General features: G+C 54.6%; 15 protein-coding genes and 2 pseudogenes. 15 read left to right on the forward strand and 2 right to left on the reverse strand.

Annotated features, from left to right (window positions below; genetic code table 11):
• Nucleotides 1-71: 71 nt before the first annotated feature.
• Nucleotides 72-188 (reverse strand): annotated as a pseudogene (locus C1J05_RS21925) (IS481 family transposase); the annotation flags it as partial.
• Nucleotides 189-523: 335 nt separating this feature from the next.
• On the opposite strand from C1J05_RS21925, the gene C1J05_RS15290 reads away from it, so the two are divergent.
• The 9 genes and pseudogenes from C1J05_RS15290 (at nucleotide 524) to C1J05_RS15330 (ending at nucleotide 9,844) form a co-directional block, all read left to right on the forward strand.
• Nucleotides 524-724 carry a hypothetical protein gene (locus C1J05_RS15290; RefSeq protein WP_114871009.1) on the forward strand — a complete coding sequence of 67 codons (201 nt, stop codon included), beginning with the start codon at nucleotides 524-526 and terminating at the stop codon, nucleotides 722-724.
• A gap of 247 nt (nucleotides 725-971) precedes the next feature.
• A protein-coding gene (locus tag C1J05_RS15295) for an IS5 family transposase (protein WP_205388971.1) occupies nucleotides 972-1,723 on the forward strand; the annotation gives its coding sequence in 2 pieces (ribosomal slippage) (nucleotides 972-1,305 and nucleotides 1,305-1,723; 753 coding nt in all).
• A 406-nt stretch (nucleotides 1,724-2,129) separates the two neighbouring features.
• Nucleotides 2,130-2,681 (forward strand): TadE/TadG family type IV pilus assembly protein, encoded by a 552-nt coding sequence (locus C1J05_RS15300; protein ID WP_205388972.1) that lies wholly within the window; start codon nucleotides 2,130-2,132, stop codon nucleotides 2,679-2,681.
• A gap of 1 nt (nucleotide 2,682) precedes the next feature.
• Nucleotides 2,683-4,014 carry a pilus assembly protein TadG-related protein gene (locus tag C1J05_RS15305; RefSeq protein ID WP_114871011.1) on the forward strand — a complete coding sequence of 444 codons (1,332 nt, stop codon included), beginning with the start codon at nucleotides 2,683-2,685 and terminating at the stop codon, nucleotides 4,012-4,014.
• Nucleotides 4,015-4,166: 152 nt separating this feature from the next.
• A pseudogene (dprA, locus tag C1J05_RS15310) lies at nucleotides 4,167-5,226 on the forward strand (DNA-processing protein DprA).
• Between the two features lie 261 nt (nucleotides 5,227-5,487).
• Nucleotides 5,488-8,097 carry a type I DNA topoisomerase gene (gene topA / locus C1J05_RS15315; protein ID WP_114871012.1) on the forward strand — a complete coding sequence of 870 codons (2,610 nt, stop codon included), beginning with the start codon at nucleotides 5,488-5,490 and terminating at the stop codon, nucleotides 8,095-8,097.
• A gap of 129 nt (nucleotides 8,098-8,226) precedes the next feature.
• A complete protein-coding gene (locus C1J05_RS15320; RefSeq protein ID WP_114871013.1) occupies nucleotides 8,227-8,925 on the forward strand; it encodes a CoA transferase subunit A in 699 nt (232 codons plus the stop codon).
• Nucleotides 8,926-8,934: 9 nt separating this feature from the next.
• Entirely contained in the window at nucleotides 8,935-9,561 is a 627-nt protein-coding gene (locus tag C1J05_RS15325; protein ID WP_114871014.1) for a 3-oxoacid CoA-transferase subunit B, read from the forward strand.
• The gene (locus C1J05_RS15330) at nucleotides 9,554-9,844 is read left to right on the forward strand and encodes a GNAT family N-acetyltransferase (RefSeq protein ID WP_114871015.1); all 291 of its coding nucleotides are present in this window, start codon (nucleotides 9,554-9,556) and stop codon (nucleotides 9,842-9,844) included. Before C1J05_RS15325 ends, C1J05_RS15330 begins: the two co-directional genes overlap by 8 nt.
• A 27-nt stretch (nucleotides 9,845-9,871) precedes the next feature.
• Here C1J05_RS15330 and C1J05_RS15335 read toward each other — a convergent pair whose 3' ends face one another.
• Nucleotides 9,872-10,690, reverse strand: a complete 819-nt coding sequence (locus tag C1J05_RS15335) for a lytic transglycosylase domain-containing protein (RefSeq protein WP_205388973.1) — start codon at nucleotides 10,688-10,690, stop codon at nucleotides 9,872-9,874.
• 360 nt (nucleotides 10,691-11,050) lie between these two features.
• Between C1J05_RS15335 and C1J05_RS15340 the strand changes: the two genes are divergently transcribed.
• From C1J05_RS15340 to C1J05_RS15365, 6 genes are all read left to right on the forward strand, one after another.
• Nucleotides 11,051-11,233: a hypothetical protein gene (locus C1J05_RS15340; RefSeq protein WP_114871016.1), complete on the forward strand. Its 183-nt coding sequence runs from the start codon at nucleotides 11,051-11,053 to the stop codon at nucleotides 11,231-11,233.
• A 126-nt stretch (nucleotides 11,234-11,359) separates the two neighbouring features.
• Nucleotides 11,360-11,545 carry a hypothetical protein gene (locus C1J05_RS15345; protein WP_114871017.1) on the forward strand — a complete coding sequence of 62 codons (186 nt, stop codon included), beginning with the start codon at nucleotides 11,360-11,362 and terminating at the stop codon, nucleotides 11,543-11,545.
• 535 nt (nucleotides 11,546-12,080) lie between these two features.
• Nucleotides 12,081-12,935 carry a Flp pilus assembly protein CpaB gene (gene cpaB, locus C1J05_RS15350; RefSeq protein WP_114871018.1) on the forward strand — a complete coding sequence of 285 codons (855 nt, stop codon included), beginning with the start codon at nucleotides 12,081-12,083 and terminating at the stop codon, nucleotides 12,933-12,935.
• A 194-nt stretch (nucleotides 12,936-13,129) separates the two neighbouring features.
• A complete protein-coding gene (locus C1J05_RS15355; RefSeq protein WP_114871019.1) occupies nucleotides 13,130-14,569 on the forward strand; it encodes a type II and III secretion system protein family protein in 1,440 nt (479 codons plus the stop codon).
• 16 nt (nucleotides 14,570-14,585) lie between these two features.
• Nucleotides 14,586-15,224: an OmpA family protein gene (locus tag C1J05_RS15360; RefSeq protein WP_433988759.1), complete on the forward strand. Its 639-nt coding sequence runs from the start codon at nucleotides 14,586-14,588 to the stop codon at nucleotides 15,222-15,224.
• 208 nt (nucleotides 15,225-15,432) lie between these two features.
• A complete protein-coding gene (locus tag C1J05_RS15365) occupies nucleotides 15,433-16,686 on the forward strand; it encodes an AAA family ATPase (protein ID WP_114871021.1) in 1,254 nt (417 codons plus the stop codon).
• Nucleotides 16,687-16,699: the final 13 nt, after the last annotated feature.

Here is a 16,699-nt window from a genome sequence, read left to right on the forward strand (position 1 = left end):
GTTTCATGTCATCAGCACTATCGTCAGAGCTGCGCACGCGGTTTCGTGAGTATATGGAAGAAGGGTTAAGCGGTCTTGGGATTGATACCCAGTTCTTTGCTCAGCGCCGCGTTCGTAGCTTGCGATCGCTGTATTGCAGCTCTGACGGCGTGCGTGGTCGTGGCGCTCCCGTGACGAACTTGTCCCATATGGCTTCCTTCCATTCCATAGAAAGGATCACACCATCAAACCGTAGGATCAAACAACTAGAGTATTATATAGGTTCGTTTTTGGAATAAGACTGTTTCTGGGCAATTTGGATAAGGTGGTTTCAAGCTGAGAAGTGAAGCTTTATCTATTTAAAACAATTTCTTAAGGTAAACTCAGCTGCATATAGTGTACAAATTTACACTTTTGATTCTACTAATTGACACTTTTCGCCAATCCCTTACAACTAAGCCATGCTATATGGGTTTTTTGTTCGCCAAACCCTCCAGCGTTGTTTGTGTTTGTAACCAGTATCCTTGTTTGAAGGGCTTTTAGTATGACTATCATTGCCACGCGTGTCGCCATTTTCCGCATGTCACTGCCCGAGACGGCAGCAAACGTGACACATGAGGCAATTGATTTATCCATACCAATCCGGCCAAAGCCGCTTCTAGATTTTCCGTTCATACTGACGTATATCGCCGTCGTTTCGACCGCGATAATTCTCATCGCCAAGCTTCTGGAAATCTTGTTGTAGAAGCTGTTGTAAGCAGAAAAATCGTCGAAGCGTGCGCATTAGCGATGCAACTCACTCCTGGACTTTTACATGGCAACCGAAAATACGATCCTGTTTAGCCCCATCGCCTCCACCATGACGGCTTGCGTTTCTGAAAGGGAGGCGAAATTTGGAATCAGTTTTTCTCGCGTCCCTAGGGGCTTTTGACGTTCGGGATTCCCAAATCACTTAACTTCTGATTCAAGGTTGCAAACAGAGGAGAGCAGCCTTGACCCGAAGAGTCCTGACCGATGCGCATTGGACAATCATCGACCCGTATTGTCTTGGAAAACCCACAGACCCGGGACAAACTGGGCGCGATCCTCGCCTGTTTGTGGAAGCCGTCCTTTGGATCGTTCGCACTGGGGCACAATGGCGCGAGTTGCCGGACGAATTCGGCAAGTGGAACTCTGTGTTCAAGCGGTTCCGCAGGTGGGTTAAGGCAGATATTTTCTATCATATGTTCAAAGTATTAGCCTCAGACGCCGACCTCGAATACGCCATGATCGATGGCACCATCGTCAAGGTTCACCGCTCTGGCCAAGGCGCAAAAGGGGGACTCTTTGCCAGGCCATCGGGCGCTCTCGCGGGGGGATAACCACGAAGATACTGGCGCTGACGGACGCGCTCGGCAACCTCGTCGATTTTTGCCTGATGCCCGGACAAGCCCATGATCTGCGCGAGACCGATACGCTGATCCGAAATCTGTCTGCCGGGCACCTGCTGGAGGACAGGGCCTTTGATGCGGATTGGCTGCGCAATGACCTGCTGGATCGCGTCATCACTCCGATCATCCCGCCGAAGTCCAACCGGAAGTTCCCGGCGGAGTTCGACAAAGACACCTACAAATGGCGGCACCTGATCGAAAACTACTTTGGCAAACTGAAGGAAAACAGAGGGATAGCTATGCGCTCGTGCAAAACAGACCCCAGCTTCAAAGCATTCATCTCGATCGCCGCTACAATCATTCACATCAGGTGAACGTCAACAGCCCCTAATCGACCGCCCCGCCCGCCTCAAGCTGATTTGTTCTGACAGCACCCCACCTTCGCGGCGATAGCGCGAGGTTCCGCCCTCGCCAGTGTGATGAGCAAAGCCCCCATTTTGTGCCCTTGTTAAGGGCTAAAATTGCATTGGGCGACAAGTCCCCGAAACTCATGGCGGATATGTTGTCGAAGTCGGCGCGCACCCAGCCGACAAGAAAGTTCCTGTGACACTGCCAAGGGAACAGATCAAACGAAAAACCCTCAAACGCGCCGCTTGCATCATCGCGAGCGCGCGGCATACTGCAACCAAAAAGACGAGCCAGATACTCTCCTAATTTAAGCTGCCATTAGTTCCAAAAACCCGGACGACGGACATTTCAGACCTTATCGATGGCTAGTGATTGCCGTTTGTTTTGTCTGATGGCGCCGGTAAATCGCAAATAGAACAAGAATTTGCCTATATTTTGCCAGATTCAGGATCAAAATGGTTGTGTCAAGAAGAGGGTATCAAATTGTTCAAAACAAGTGAAATCAATTGCACCCGCCGATCCGAAGAAAGAAGTCAATTTCTAAAGCGCTTCTGGATGTGCGAAGCTGGTAGCTTTACTGTCGAGTCCGTCATTTGGATGCCTATTTTTTTTATTCTGATTGGCTTTGCAATAAACGTGTCAATGGTATTTTTCAGTGAGGCGCAAATTTTGCGAGTGGTGCAGACTGTCTCGCGACAACATTCGCTCGGATTGTACGATACAAACGCAGAAGCCAAAGCTGATTTAGAGAGCCGCTTGGCCTATCTTGACACGGCGATCTCTGCGAATGCGTCAAAAGCTTTCAACGTGGCTGAAGCGAGCGTACAGGTTCCAGCAGGATCCATGATGCCGTTGGGCTTTGTGCGCAAACCCTTCAACACGATCATACTGAATATCTCGAGCAGCCACCTAGTGGAGTATTAAGATGAATATCAGAATGGTTTACCCGCGCCGTTTCATTCAAGATGAGAATGGCTCTGCCACAGTTTTGGCACTGTTTTTCTGTCTTATCATTCTTATTATTGGCGGAATGGCCGTGGACTTCCAAAAGCGCCAAGCAGATAGTCAGTATTTACAAAATGCAGCCGATTCAGCCGCGCATGCAGCTTTATTGACGCGCCAGTCAAAATCGGAATCTGTTGCAATATCTGAAGCCTTGAAGGTCGTGCGCGGTATGCTTCCACGGAAAAACATGCAAGAGGCAATCACCTCGGCTGATTTTACGTTCGGCACATGGGATTACGACACGCGCACCTTTACGCCCGCACCAGGAGCCGTAGATGCGGTGCGCGTATATGCTGGCATGACAAAAGACCGCGGGAACTCCACCCCCAACCTTCTTCTCTACATGATTGGTTTTGACAGCTTCAATGTCGCGGAGGACTCGATTCAAGTCCTGAAGCGCAAGCCATGCTCGTTTCAAGGTTTGCTTGCAGAAGGGGTCCTGACGATCGACTCAGGCAATTTCTTTGGCCCCAGCTTCTGCCTGCACTCGAATACTTATGTTAGCCTGAGGACCAACAATTACTTTACTGCTGATAACTACGCGGATAAAATTCTTGGTTCCAAAGTGTCGATGCCCCATATCGAAAAACTGGATATACCTGATTCAGCTTATAGCTCGAATACCAACCTTGAGGGAGCCAAGGCGGAGGGCTGGTATAATCTGTCATCTTTGGACGAGCTTCCCAACATCATCACCAACCTCGAATTGGGAGTCGGGTTGTTCGTTCCATCGACTGTTTTACTAAAGGCACCTACCCCACTGACGCTAAGTGAGTTTCGTCCGTCCGATATCGCACCGGGACTGGCTCACAGGCACAATTGCGCGGGTGGAAAAATCATATTCAAATCTGGAACCTACGAAGACTTTACACTTGTCACAGATTGCCAGGTCGAGTTCTCATCAAACGTCATCTTGAAGAATGTTGTGATCGCAACCCGCAATACTTCGGCACAAGCGTTCTATTCAAGCTCTGGATTGCAACTTGGTGTCAACGATGATTGCGCAATCGGTGGAGGTGCGACGCTCCTGTCTTTGGGTGGATTTTACGCCAATGCGAACTTTTCGGCTTACGGGGGCGTCGTCTGGGCAAGAGGCGACATATACTTCCATGCTAGGGCTAAGAAAATCGAAGGCCTCTCAATGAAGACACAAGGCAGTTTAACAGCCACATCTGAAGCCGAAATGAGGGTCTGTGAGACTTCACCTATACTCGGTAAGTACGCCGAGTATGGGCCGCGCCTCATGCAATGAAAAAGGGATATTTCATCTGAGAAGCTATTCGGCTATCTGAATGGCTCAGTTGCGACTGGGGCATTGTTCACCCAAGTTGTTTCGACCATCCTTCCACTCACCCCCCACTTCCACCCACCAAGGAAGATGATCGGTTTTCGTGGTTTCGTCTGTTGCGCTCTCGCCGGGTTGGCATTGCCACGTTTTACAGGCTGCTGGCTGAACAAGGCACCGCGCAGAACGCGCTGGCCGCGCTATCGAACGTAGCGCGCGCCGCCGGTGTAAAGGATTACCGCATTTGCCCCGAAGCCGTTGCGCAGGCCGAACTGCGAAATGGCGCGCAGGCCGGCGCAAAACTGGTGTTTCGCGGCACGCCTGACTATCCGAAATCACAGACCGACTTGCCCGATGCGCCACCGTTTTTGTGGCTGACGGGCAATCGGGCGCTGTTAAACCGGCCTATTGTGGCTCTTGTCGGGGCGCGCAACGCGTCCTCGCTTGGCACACGCACTGGCCCGCGAACTGGGTCAGGCGGGTAATGTCGTGGTATTGGGGCTGGCGCGCGGGGTTGATACCGCCGCACATATCGCGGCGCTGGAGACTGGCACGATCGCGGTGCAGGCTGGGGGCATTGACGTTATGTATCCGGCCAAAAATACCGATCTGGCATTGCAGATTGCGCAAACAGGCCTGCGTATCAGCGAACAATCCGTCGGGTTGACCCCGCAAGCGCGCCATTTTCCCAGCCGCAACCGCATTATCTCGGGCCTGTCCTGCGCGGTTGTGGTTGTGGAAGCTGTCGGAAAATCGGGCAACCTGATCACCGCGCGCAATGCGCTGGATCAAGGCCGTGAGGTTCTGGCCGTACCGGGCCACCCCTTTGATGCACGCGCCGCCGGATGCAACATGCTGATCCGCAATGGCGCGGTTCTGGTCCGCTCTGGCGCGGATGTGATCGAGGCTTTGGCCCCTGCCGCCCAACCGCAGCAAAACGCACAACCGGAATTGCCGATTCCCCCCACCGTCGCCCCGCCGCCAAAGCGCTGCTTGCGCGAAACCGCCGCCCTGCATTTACAGATTCTCGCGCGGCTTGGCCCGTCCCCTGTCGCGGAAGATCAGTTGATCCGCGATATGGCGGCCCCGGCACGCATGATGGCCCCGGTTCTGGTTGATCTAGAACTGTCCGGCAAAATCAAACGTCAGGCCGGTGGTTTGCTGTCGTTGGCGCAGTAAACACACTCTTATATATAGTGCATGTATATAGTGTCCTCACATGAGACTTGCCGCCCGACACAGCGCAAACGCGGTACCGGTAAATCGTGCCGCGGGATGTACCACACCCGCCGGAACCGTGTATTTCGGTGCGTCAAATCCGGTCCCTGAGCCAAGACAACCAGACTACGTTCATTCGACCCGGTTGACGATTCCCCCTTGCACACCACATTTTGCGCGGCCATAGACGCCCAAGGTTTTAGAGAAAAGGTGCAAACATTTATGCCAGTCGTTGTCGTCGAATCCCCGGCCAAAGCTAAAACAATCAACAAATATCTGGGGTCCGATTACACCGTTCTAGCCTCGTACGGGCACGTGCGGGATCTGCCGCCCAAGGATGGATCGGTTGATCCGGATCATGAATTCGACATGAAATGGGAAATCGCCAGTGACAGCAAAAAACACGTCAAGGCGATCGCGGATGCACTGGCAAATGACAACGAACTGATCCTTGCAACCGACCCTGACCGCGAAGGCGAAGCGATCAGCTGGCATTTGCAAGAGGCGCTGACCAAGCGCAAATCGATCAAGAAAGATACCCCCGTCAGCCGCGTGGTGTTCAACGCAATCACCAAGGATGCCGTGACCGAAGCAATGAAAAAGCCGCGTCAGGTCGATATGCCTCTGGTCGAGGCGTATCTTGCGCGGCGCGCGCTGGATTATCTGGTGGGCTTTAACCTGTCGCCGGTGTTGTGGCGCAAATTGCCCGGCGCGAAATCGGCGGGGCGGGTGCAATCGGTCTGTCTGCGTCTGATTGTCGAGCGCGAGATGGAGATCGAGGCGTTCTGCGCCCGCGAATACTGGAGCGTCAAGGCGGTACTGGGCACCCCGCGCGGCCAGACCTATGAGGCGCGCCTGACGGTTCTGGCAGGCAAGAAGCTGGACAAGTTCGATATTTCGAACGCCACGCAGGCCGAATTGGCGGTGCAGGCGATCAACAGCCGCGATTTGACCGTGAAATCGGTCGAGGCGAAACCCGCCAATCGCAACCCCAGCGCGCCGTTCATGACATCGACCCTGCAACAGGAAGCCAGCCGCAAATTCGGCATGGGCGCACGCCAGACAATGAGCACGGCGCAAAGATTGTACGAAGCCGGCCACATTACCTATATGCGGACCGACGGCATCGATATGGCCCCCGAAGCGGTCAGCGCCGCGCGCGACGAAATCAAGGCGCGCTACGGTGCGGACTATGTGCCCGCCAGCCCGCGGATGTACAAGAACAAGGCCAAGAACGCGCAGGAAGCACACGAATGTATCCGCCCGACAGAAATGTCCAAGGACGTATCTGCCCTGAAGCTGCTGGAGGCCGATCAACGCAAGCTGTATGATCTGATCTGGAAACGCACCCTGGCCTGCCAGATGGAAGCGGCGCGCATGGAGCGCACCACGGTGGACGTAGCCAGCAAAGACACACAGGTCGAATTGCGCGCGACCGGTCAGGTCGTATTGTTCGACGGTTTTCTGAAAGTCTATGAAGAAGGCCGTGATGATGCGGTGCTGGACGAAGACGATGACAACCGCCTGCCCCAGATTTCGCAGGGCGATCCGGCGGACAAGCGCAGCGTCACCCCCGACCAGCATTTCACCCAGCCCCCGCCCCGCTATACCGAGGCAACGCTTGTCAAACGCATGGAAGAACTGGGCATCGGTCGTCCATCAACCTATGCATCGGTCGTGACCACGATTCAGGACCGTGAATATGTGCGCAAGGAAAAGAACCGCCTGATCCCCGAAGACAAGGGCCGTCTGGTCACGGCGTTTCTGGAAAACTACTTCCGCAAATATGTCGGATATGATTTTACCGCCGATCTGGAAAACCAGTTGGATGTCGTCAGCGCCGGTGAGGCCGATTACAAGGATGTACTGGGCCGGTTCTGGCGCGATTTTTCGGCAGCGATTGCCGAAACCAGCGAACTGCGCATCACCGATGTGCTGGAAAAGATCAACGAGGTTCTGGAACCCCATCTGTTTCCGATGACGGAAGACGGTGGCGACCCGCGCCTGTGCCCCAATTGCGGGGCCGGACGGTTGAGCATGCGCACCGCACGATCCGGGGGCGCGTTTATCGGCTGTTCCAACTATCCCGAATGCCGCTATACCCGCGCCTTCGGCCCCCCCGGAGCAGAGGACAGCGGCGGCATCCCGCCCGAAGGCAAGGTGCTGGGCGAAGATGCCGGCGACAAGATTTATGCGTTCAAGGGGCGGTTCGGCCCCTATGTGCAGCGTGGCGAAGTGACAGACGATAATAAAAAGCCGCCGCGCCAGTCCATTCCCAAGGAATGGCCGCCTGCCGATGTCGATCTGGAACAGGCGTTGCGGTTGTTATCCCTTCCGCGCGAGGTGGGTGCGCATCCCGATGACGGCGTGATGGTCTGGGCCAATATCGGGCGATATGGCCCCTATCTGAAACACGCCGCCAGCACGAGCGAGCGTGGCGGGACAAATGCCAATCTGGAAAGCATAGAAGAAGTGTTCACCGTCGGCATGAACCGCGCGGTTCAATTGCTGGCAGAAAAAGTCGCGAGCCGTGGCGGGCGCGGCGGCGTGGCGAAAACCCTGCGCGATCTGGGTGAGTACCCGCAAAGCGGCGGGGCGGTCAGCATCATGGAAGGTAAATACGGGCCTTACGTGAAGTGGGAAAAGGTGAACGCGACCCTGCCCAAAGACGTGGAGCCTGATGCGGTCACAATGGATATGGCGGTCGAGCTGATCGACGCCAAGGCTGCCAAGAAGGGCACGCGGCGCAAGGCGGCCCCGAAAAAACCGGCAAAGAAACCGGCAGCCAATAAAACCGCAGCCAAAAAGAAACCGGCGACCAAGGCAAGCTAAAGCCCGACCAATCCGCCGGAAGTTCGGTTTGAACCGCAGTGCTGCGCGCTGCGATGCGGCATTCCAATTGACTCTCATTTGCCCGCGCGTCACAAGTTTGCGCAACACTGGGTTTGAGGAGCGTCTTTCATGAAAAAAATCTACGCCACCCCCGCAGAAGCGCTTGAGGGGCTTTTGTTTGACGGGATGTTTATTGCCAGCGGCGGCTTTGGCCTGTGCGGCATTCCCGAATTGCTGCTGGACGCGATCAAGGACGCGGGCACCAAGGATTTGACCTTTGCGTCCAACAACGCGGGCGTGGATGATTTTGGCATCGGCATCCTGTTGCAGACCCGTCAGGTCAAGAAAATGATCAGCTCCTATGTCGGCGAAAATGCCGAATTCATGCGCCAGTATCTGAGCGGCGAACTGGAACTGGAGTTTAACCCGCAAGGTACATTGGCCGAACGGATGCGCGCCGGTGGCTGCGGTATTCCGGGCTTCTACACGAAAACAGGTGTGGGCACCGTGATTGCCGAGGGCAAGGAGCACAAGGACTTCAACGGCGAGACATATATAATGGAAGAAGGCATTTTCGCCGATCTGGCTATCGTCAAAGCGTGGAAGGCCGACGACACCGGCAATCTGGTATTCCGCAAGACCGCGCGCAATTTCAACCCGCCCGCCGCGATGTGCGGCAAGGTCTGTGTGGCCGAGGTAGAGGAAATCGTACCGCGCGGATCACTGGACCCGGATGGCATCCACCTGCCCGGCATCTACGTGCACCGCATTGTGCAGGGCCAGCACGAAAAACGCATCGAACAACGCACAACGCGTCCAGCGGCATAAGGAGACGGTATTATGTGGGATCGCAACCAAATGGCCGCACGGGCCGCGCAGGAACTGCAGGACGGCTGGTACGTGAACCTTGGCATCGGCATTCCGACGCTGGTCAGCAACTATATCCCTGACGGGATGGATGTGACGCTGCAATCGGAAAACGGCATGCTGGGCATGGGCCCGTTTCCGATCGAAGGTGAAGAAGACGCCGACCTGATCAATGCGGGCAAGCAGACCATCACCGAACTGGCACGCACAGCGTATTTCGACAGCGCGCAATCCTTTGGCATGATCCGTGGGGGCAAGATTGCGATGGCGATCCTTGGCGCGATGGAAGTGGCGGAAAACGGTGATCTGGCCAACTGGATGATCCCCGGCAAGCTGGTCAAAGGCATGGGCGGCGCGATGGATCTGGTGGCCGGTGTGGGCCGCGTGGTGGTGGTGATGGACCACACCAACAAACACGGCGACAGCAAGGTGCTGAAAGAATGCACCCTGCCCCTGACCGGCAAAGGCGTGGTTGACCGGATCATTACCAACATGGGTGTGCTGGACGTGGTCGAGGGCGGATTGAAGATCGTGGAATGTGCCGACGGCGTCAGCGAGAACGAATTGCGCGCTGCCACGCAGGCCACGATTGTCTGAGTTTGCCATCACGCAAGAGGTGGACGGTTCAAAGGGCCGCAATATCCTGCGCCATGACGGGGTCGAGGCGGAGCTGACCTACAGCATCGCCTCGGACTATCTGACCATTGCCGATCATACCGCTGTGCCCGACAGTCTGCGCGGCACGGGCGCGGGGTTGGCACTGGTCACGCGCATGGTTTCTGACGCACGTAAGAGTAGTGTAAAGATTGCGCCCCTGTGTCCCTTTGTAAATACGCAACGACGCAAGCATCCAGACTGGACCGACGCGCTCAACGTTTGAAACGCCTTTGGAAACAGATTGTTTCCATTAGTTCAAAGCTGCAAACACACATCCATCGGTGACAAGTTCGGGTGGGGTCTTGCACAACCCCCGCGCGACCTGAAATGCTGCCAGCACTTTGGGCACGTAATCGCGGGTTTCAGCAAAGGGGGGCACACCTTCATGTTTGCGCACCGATCCTTCACCGGCGTTGTACCCGGCCAGAACCAGAATGGGATCACCATCAAATTCGCCCATCAGCCAATCCAGATATTTCACGCCGCCCAGAATGTTTTGCGCGGCGATCATGCTGTCCGCGACTCCGAACCGTTCGGCGGTGGCCGGCATCAATTGCATCAGCCCCTGCGCCCCTGCCCTGCTGACCGCATCGGTTTTGCCCGCCGATTCAACCGAGATCACGGCCAGCACCAGGGCAGGCGACACGCTGGTGCCGATGGTGGATTTCAGAATCTCGATACCCTGGGCGCGGGCGATGTCCTGCATGTGTTGCATGCGCGGCGCGGCCACGGGGCTGTTGGAACCCGCCAGCACGTTCATCGCGGCGGCCAGACGTCCGGGGCCCGATTGCGCCAGCGCGGGCGATACCTTGTCCCAGAACCAGACATATTGGCCGATCGGTTCACCTTTGGGCGCGGCTGCGTCATCTTCTTTTGTCAGTGGTTTGCTTTTACGGAACTGGGTTGCAGGATCAATTTGCACGGTGATCCGTTTGGCCACGTTGGCCGCAGGCGGTTTGACCCGCTTGGCGCTGAATTCGGGAAACGGCGCCGGTTCGGTCGATTCCGCCCACACGGCAACAGGGCCGCACAAGGCCAGCGCCATCATTATTATGGTCAGATACCGCATTTTGCGCGTTTTACCCCTGCCTCTGGGTTTGTTAGCGCTGATAATGCAGAAAACACCCCATCAAACCAGCATTTCAGGCGTTTGAACGTGGCATTTTTGCCTTAATGTGCCTCAAAAACCCAAGCGCATCCCTAGCAATGCATTTCTATGAATTTTTTTTTCATTTTATTTCATAGTGTTAAATTTTTTTTTCAAATAATTTGGAAATTTTTAAAAAACCGGTGTTTTGCGCCAAATTGATGCCCCATTCGCGCAGCATAAACACTGCATACCAAGTCGGACAGGGTCTGAGAGAGACAGCCCGCAACAGACGACAAGGTAATATGTAACTGAATACCTGATCCTTTGGAGGGACAAACAATGATCAAATTTTTTAAAAACTTCCGTAAAGACGAAGACGGCGCCGTAACAGTTGACTGGGTTGTTCTGACCGCAGCCGTTGCTGGCTTGGCTGTCGCAGCGTACACTACGATTGAAACTGGTGCGGAAACCCTGACAACTCAGACTAACACGTTCATGGGCAAGCAGGACCCTAACCTCTGAGTAAACTACGGTCGCATTCTAAAATGAAAGGCCGCGCCCTTGTTCGAAGGATGCGACCTTTCAGTTTCTGTCCCGCCTACAAAACATAGATGTAATTTTTACACTAGAGCCAGGAAAGACAAAAACATGTCGAATATTTTTAAAAACTTCCGTAAAGACGAAGACGGCGCCGTAACAGTTGACTGGGTTGTTCTGACCGCAGCCGTTGCTGGCTTGGCTGTCGCAGCCTTCACTTCGATTGAATCTGCTTCGACTACCCTGACAGACCAGACTGCGACGTTCTTGGGCAAGCAGGACCCTAACGCCCCCTAACGCCACCGGCCTTTAAGTCAACTTCGGTCGCATTGTAAAACGAAAGGCCGCACCCTTGCTAAAAGGATGCGACCTTTCAGTTCGTATCCCGCCTACGCAACATAGATGTAATTTTTACACTAGAGCCAGGAAAGACAAAAACTTGTCGAATATTTCAAAAAAAATTCATTCGGGATGAAGACGGCAACGTTACCGTTGACTGGATTGTTTTGTGTGCCGGCGCAGTAGCCATGGCTGTAGCGATCTCCGCGTCGATTAGTGACTCAACATTGATTCTGACAGGTGCATTCGCAAGCTTCGTGGCGGTTGGACGTTTTGAAATTAGAAACAGCCGACCAAAAACAATCAAAATGGGGTTTTAAGTTGCCGTTTTTTTTCGATTATCGGCTCAAGGTATACTGTTGCGCAATGGCATCACATAGAAAGGGCACTTCTATACCATTGCGGCACCAAGTTTTAGCCACATTTCCCTGCTATTAAATAAACGAAGTAGTATGAGCTGCTACATGCAGCCCAATTCAAGAGAGGTTATGTTATGCGTGTGGTTTTTGGGTTGGTCTTATTGGTGGGTTTGGCCCTGGCCAGCGGTGCCGTGTATATGGCTAAAAATTATATCCAAGCTTACCAGACAGCACTGGCTGTCGAACGGCAAGCAAGAGAAAATATCGTTCCAACGGTCGAGGTTCTGGTTGCAGAGCGGCCGCTAAAATATGGCGAGCCGATCCTGAAGGAAGACATCCGGCTTGTGAAGTGGCCCGAAAACGCAATACCCGAAGGTACGTTCGTGACAATGGAAGAAATGTTTTCGAAAGGAGACGACGTTCTCCGCGTTGTATTGCGACCCATGGAAAAAGACGAAGCGATCATGGCGCTCAAAGTGACAGAACCCGGCGAGGATGCGGGTATTACATCGCGTCTGGAACGTGGGATGCGCGCTTTTGCAATCCGCGTGGACGTGACCAGCGGCGTTTCCGGTTTTCTGCGTCCGGGAGACCGTGTCGATGTGTATTGGACTGGCCGCGTCAGCAATGATCTGAACGGGCGAGGCGATATTACAAAGCTGATCGAAACCGGCGTGCGCCTGATTGCGGTTGATCAGTCGACGGGCGGCAATCGGGACGAAGCAACGATCGCGCGGACAGTAACCGTTTCGGTGAAACCGGAACAGGTGGCTGCACTGGCGCAAGCGCAAACCACTGGTAGTTTATCACTGTCGCTAGTGGGCACGGACGACACCACGATCGCCCAGTCGATCGAGATTGATCAGCGCAAATTGCTGGGCATCGAACAGCAGGCCCCGGTTGTTCAAAGGGAAGCCGCGAAAGTATGTACCATCAGAACACGCCGTGGCGCGGAAGTTGTCGAAATTCCGATCCCCTGCACAAACTGATGCAAATTCAATGGACTAGACAGCGCCCGGCCCCGCCGGGCGTTGTTGCGTTTAGGGTTCTGTTGCCACTTATCCACATAAACATTCACAGTGAACCCATTGATTCTTGCAATAAAATCGAAACTGACGCAGAGTGCTGGCAATCGTGGGCATCAAAGACCCGCAAATGAGGCGTGATCGGAGAGGCAGGTCACATGAAAATTGATAGATTTATGAAAGCGGCTCTTTTGGGCCTTTCGGTTGGTATAGTGCCAGTGGCCATTACCGCACCGACGAACGTGCAGGCTGAAAGTGTGCGTGTGGTCAAAAAGGGCGTCGAAACGGTCCTGAGCGTTCCGATGAACAGGGCCGTTGTCGTGGAAAGTGACGTTCCGTTTTCGGAGCTCAGCATCGCCAATCCGGGAATCGCCGATATCTCGTCTTTGTCGGACCGCACTATATACGTATTGGGTAAATCGCCGGGCCTAACGACACTTACGCTCCTGGATGCTGGCGGCCAATTGATCACCAATGTCGATGTCCGCGTTGCTGCGGATGTCAGCGAGTTCAAAGAGCGTCTTCGGCAAATCCTGCCGGGCGAAAAAATCGAAGTGCGCACTGCAAATGACGGCATCGTGCTGTCGGGGACTGTTTCAAGCAGCGCCCGCCTGCAACGCGCACTTGATCTGGCGGAACGCTATGCGCCGGAGCGGGTTTCCAACCTGATGAGTGTTGGCGGTGTTCAGCAAGTGATGCTGAAAGTGCGCTTTGCCGAGATGAACCGGTCGGTTTCCAAATCCCTCAGCAGCTCGGTTGCATTGGGTGGCACGGCATTTGGCGGCGATCTGGGCCTGTCCGGTGGTAACGGCACCAACAACAACGCCCTTAACATCGCGAACTCTTTGGCGGGGAACACACCTCTTTCCAACGAAAACGCCGGTGCTATCCTGTTCGGCTTTAACGCAGGGTCCACCCAGGTGGGTATTCTGATCGAAGCGCTGGAGCAAAAAGGTATGGTCCGCACATTGGCCGAGCCGAATTTGACGGCTTTGTCGGGACAAGAGGCGAAATTCCTTGCCGGTGGCGAATATCCGGTGCCAGTTTCGCAGGACAACGACCAGATTACCGTTGAATTCAAACCTTTCGGGATCGAGCTGAACTTTATCCCGCGCGTTGTGGATGGCGACCTGATCAACCTTGAAATGGGCGCAGCCGTTTCCGCGATCGACCCAAGCAACGGTTTTTCGGTCAATGGCTTTAATATCGATGCCTTTACCCGTCGCGAAACATCAACCACGGTTGAAATCCGGGATGGCGAAAGCTTTGCGATTGCGGGCCTGTTGCTGGATGATTTCAAGGACAACAACACCCAGTTGCCCTGGCTGGGCGACATCCCTGTGCTGGGATCGCTGTTTCGCAGTGCGGATTACCAGCGCAACCAGACGGAACTTGTGATTATTGTCACCGCGCATCTGGTCACACCGACCCGCGGCGAGGCAATTGCCCTGCCAACCGACAGGGTAACACCCCCCACTGAAAGCGATCTGTTCCTGTTTGGCCGTACGGCCGGAAACAGCCGTACCCCGACGACCGGCGCGGCAGGTGAAGTTGCCAAACAGGATTTCAGCGGCTCTTATGGCTATGTGATGGATTGAGACAATGCGGAAACAGATGAAAAACACTGTATCGGCGGTCAGCCTACTGGCCGGGATGTCACTCTTGGCAGCTTGCGACAACGAAGCCGGGAGTTTTCTGAACGAAGGCAATTTCGGCCAACCCACCCTGAACAACACGCTGGTGCATTCGGATGAAGAGCAATTCGCCTTCAACCTGGCCACCCGATTTGCGTCCGAGGTGAATTCGACCGTCAATTTCGAGTTCAACAGCTCTCAGCTGGATCAACAGGCCCGCACGATCCTGAACCAACAGGCAAACTGGATCCGTCAGTTTCCCGAAGTGCGGTTCCGTGTTTACGGCCACACCGATGCCGTGGGCAGCAATCGGTACAACAAGTCTTTGGGATTGCGGCGCGCGAATGCGGTTGTGTCCTACCTTGCGTCGCAAGGCATCAGCCGGTCGCGTCTTGAAGCCGTAGCATCCTTTGGCGAAACCCAGCTTGTGATCATGTCACAAGGGCCGGAACGCCAGAACCGACGCACCGTGACGGAAGTGTCCGGATTTGTGAAACGCCATCCCACTGTTCTGGATGGGAAATACGCACAAATCATCTATCGCGATTACATCGCAAGTGCCGTGCCGCCGACACAATTGACTGGCACCAGCGCCGCAGACTTCCAGTCTGGACAATAACGTCTTTTTTCTATGATCGTCCCAAGAAACCCTACAATTGGGTTTTTTTGGCCCCATTATTGCCCAGATTGTCCGCGATATTCGTCCCAATAGGAGAGTTGTGTCCGGGTTAACCGGACGGGGACGATCGTAGACCGCACACGCAATGGCGCAATTTCGCTGCCCTGCCCTGCCCTGCGCCGTCCTTTTCAAAGAAGGACATAAGGCAATGAGCAGCATAATGCCGCAACCTGAAACAAACCCGATCGTGGCCTGCACCGTCAGCCGCGATGTCCAGAATTTTGATCTGTTGATTGAAGATATGGAAATGGCACTGGGTGAGAACTGGGGCGATCTAGGTTTTGCCGAGGCACTGGCCTTTTTCGCCCAAGCGGACGCGGACAAACTGGAATTCATCGCCCTGGCAATGGACGATTCGGACGAAGACAATCTTGTTCTCATGGGCGAGATCATCACCCGCGCCAAGGCCAAAGATATCAAGATCATCCTGATTGCCGAAGACGTCACGCCCGCCTGGCTGCACCAGTTGCTGCGTCAGGGTGCGGACGAATTCGTGCCCTACCCGCTTCCTGAAAATGAACTGCAGGCCGCCATTGATCGCGTTCGTGCCCCCGCACCGCAAATGGCTCCGACTGAAGCACAAGTAAAACCGCTAAATTCAAACGGCGGCTCCAAGGAAGGTGCGCTGATCGTCGTGCACGGCCTTGCCGGTGGAACAGGGTCCACGACCCTCGCTGTGAATCTGGCGTGGGAATTGGCCACAGTCACAAAAGAAGACCCGCCCAAAGTCTGCATTCTGGATCTGGATCTGCAATTCGGATCGGTGGCGACCTTTCTGGATCTGCCACGCCGTGAATTAGTGCTGGAAATGCTGTCGGAAACCGCAAACATGGACGACGAAGTATTCGGACATGCGCTTCTGGGGTATGAAGACAAACTTCAGGTTCTGACAGCCCCGTTTGATCTTTTACCACTAGATCTGATCACATCCGAAGACGTCAACCGCGTGATAGAAATTGCGCGGCGCCATTTTGATTACGTGGTCGTCGATATGCCTTCAACGCTGGTCCAGTGGTCGGAAACCCTGCTGCATGCGGCGCATGTGTATTTCGCCACTCTGGAACTGGACATGCGGTCTGCGCAGAACGTTTTGCGTCTGAAACGAGCACTTCAGTCGGAAGAACTGCCTTTTGAAAAGCTGCGCTTTGCACTGAACCGGGCACCGAAATTTACCGATTTGAACGGCAAAAGCCGGGTCAAGCGACTTGCTGAAAGCTTAGGTATTTCGATTGAATTACAATTGCCGGATGGTGGCAAACAAGTAGCGCAAGGCGCCGACCATGGATTGCCGTTGGCCTTGTCGGCCGCCAAGAACCCGTTGCGCAAGGAAATCGCCAAACTGGCGGCTTCGTTGCACCAGCTTGGTCAGGACGCCGACAAATCAGACGCAAAGGCTGCGTGAACATGAACAGGGG

Source organism: Sulfitobacter sp. JL08 (genome assembly GCF_003352045.1).
GTDB lineage: Bacteria > Pseudomonadota > Alphaproteobacteria > Rhodobacterales > Rhodobacteraceae > JL08.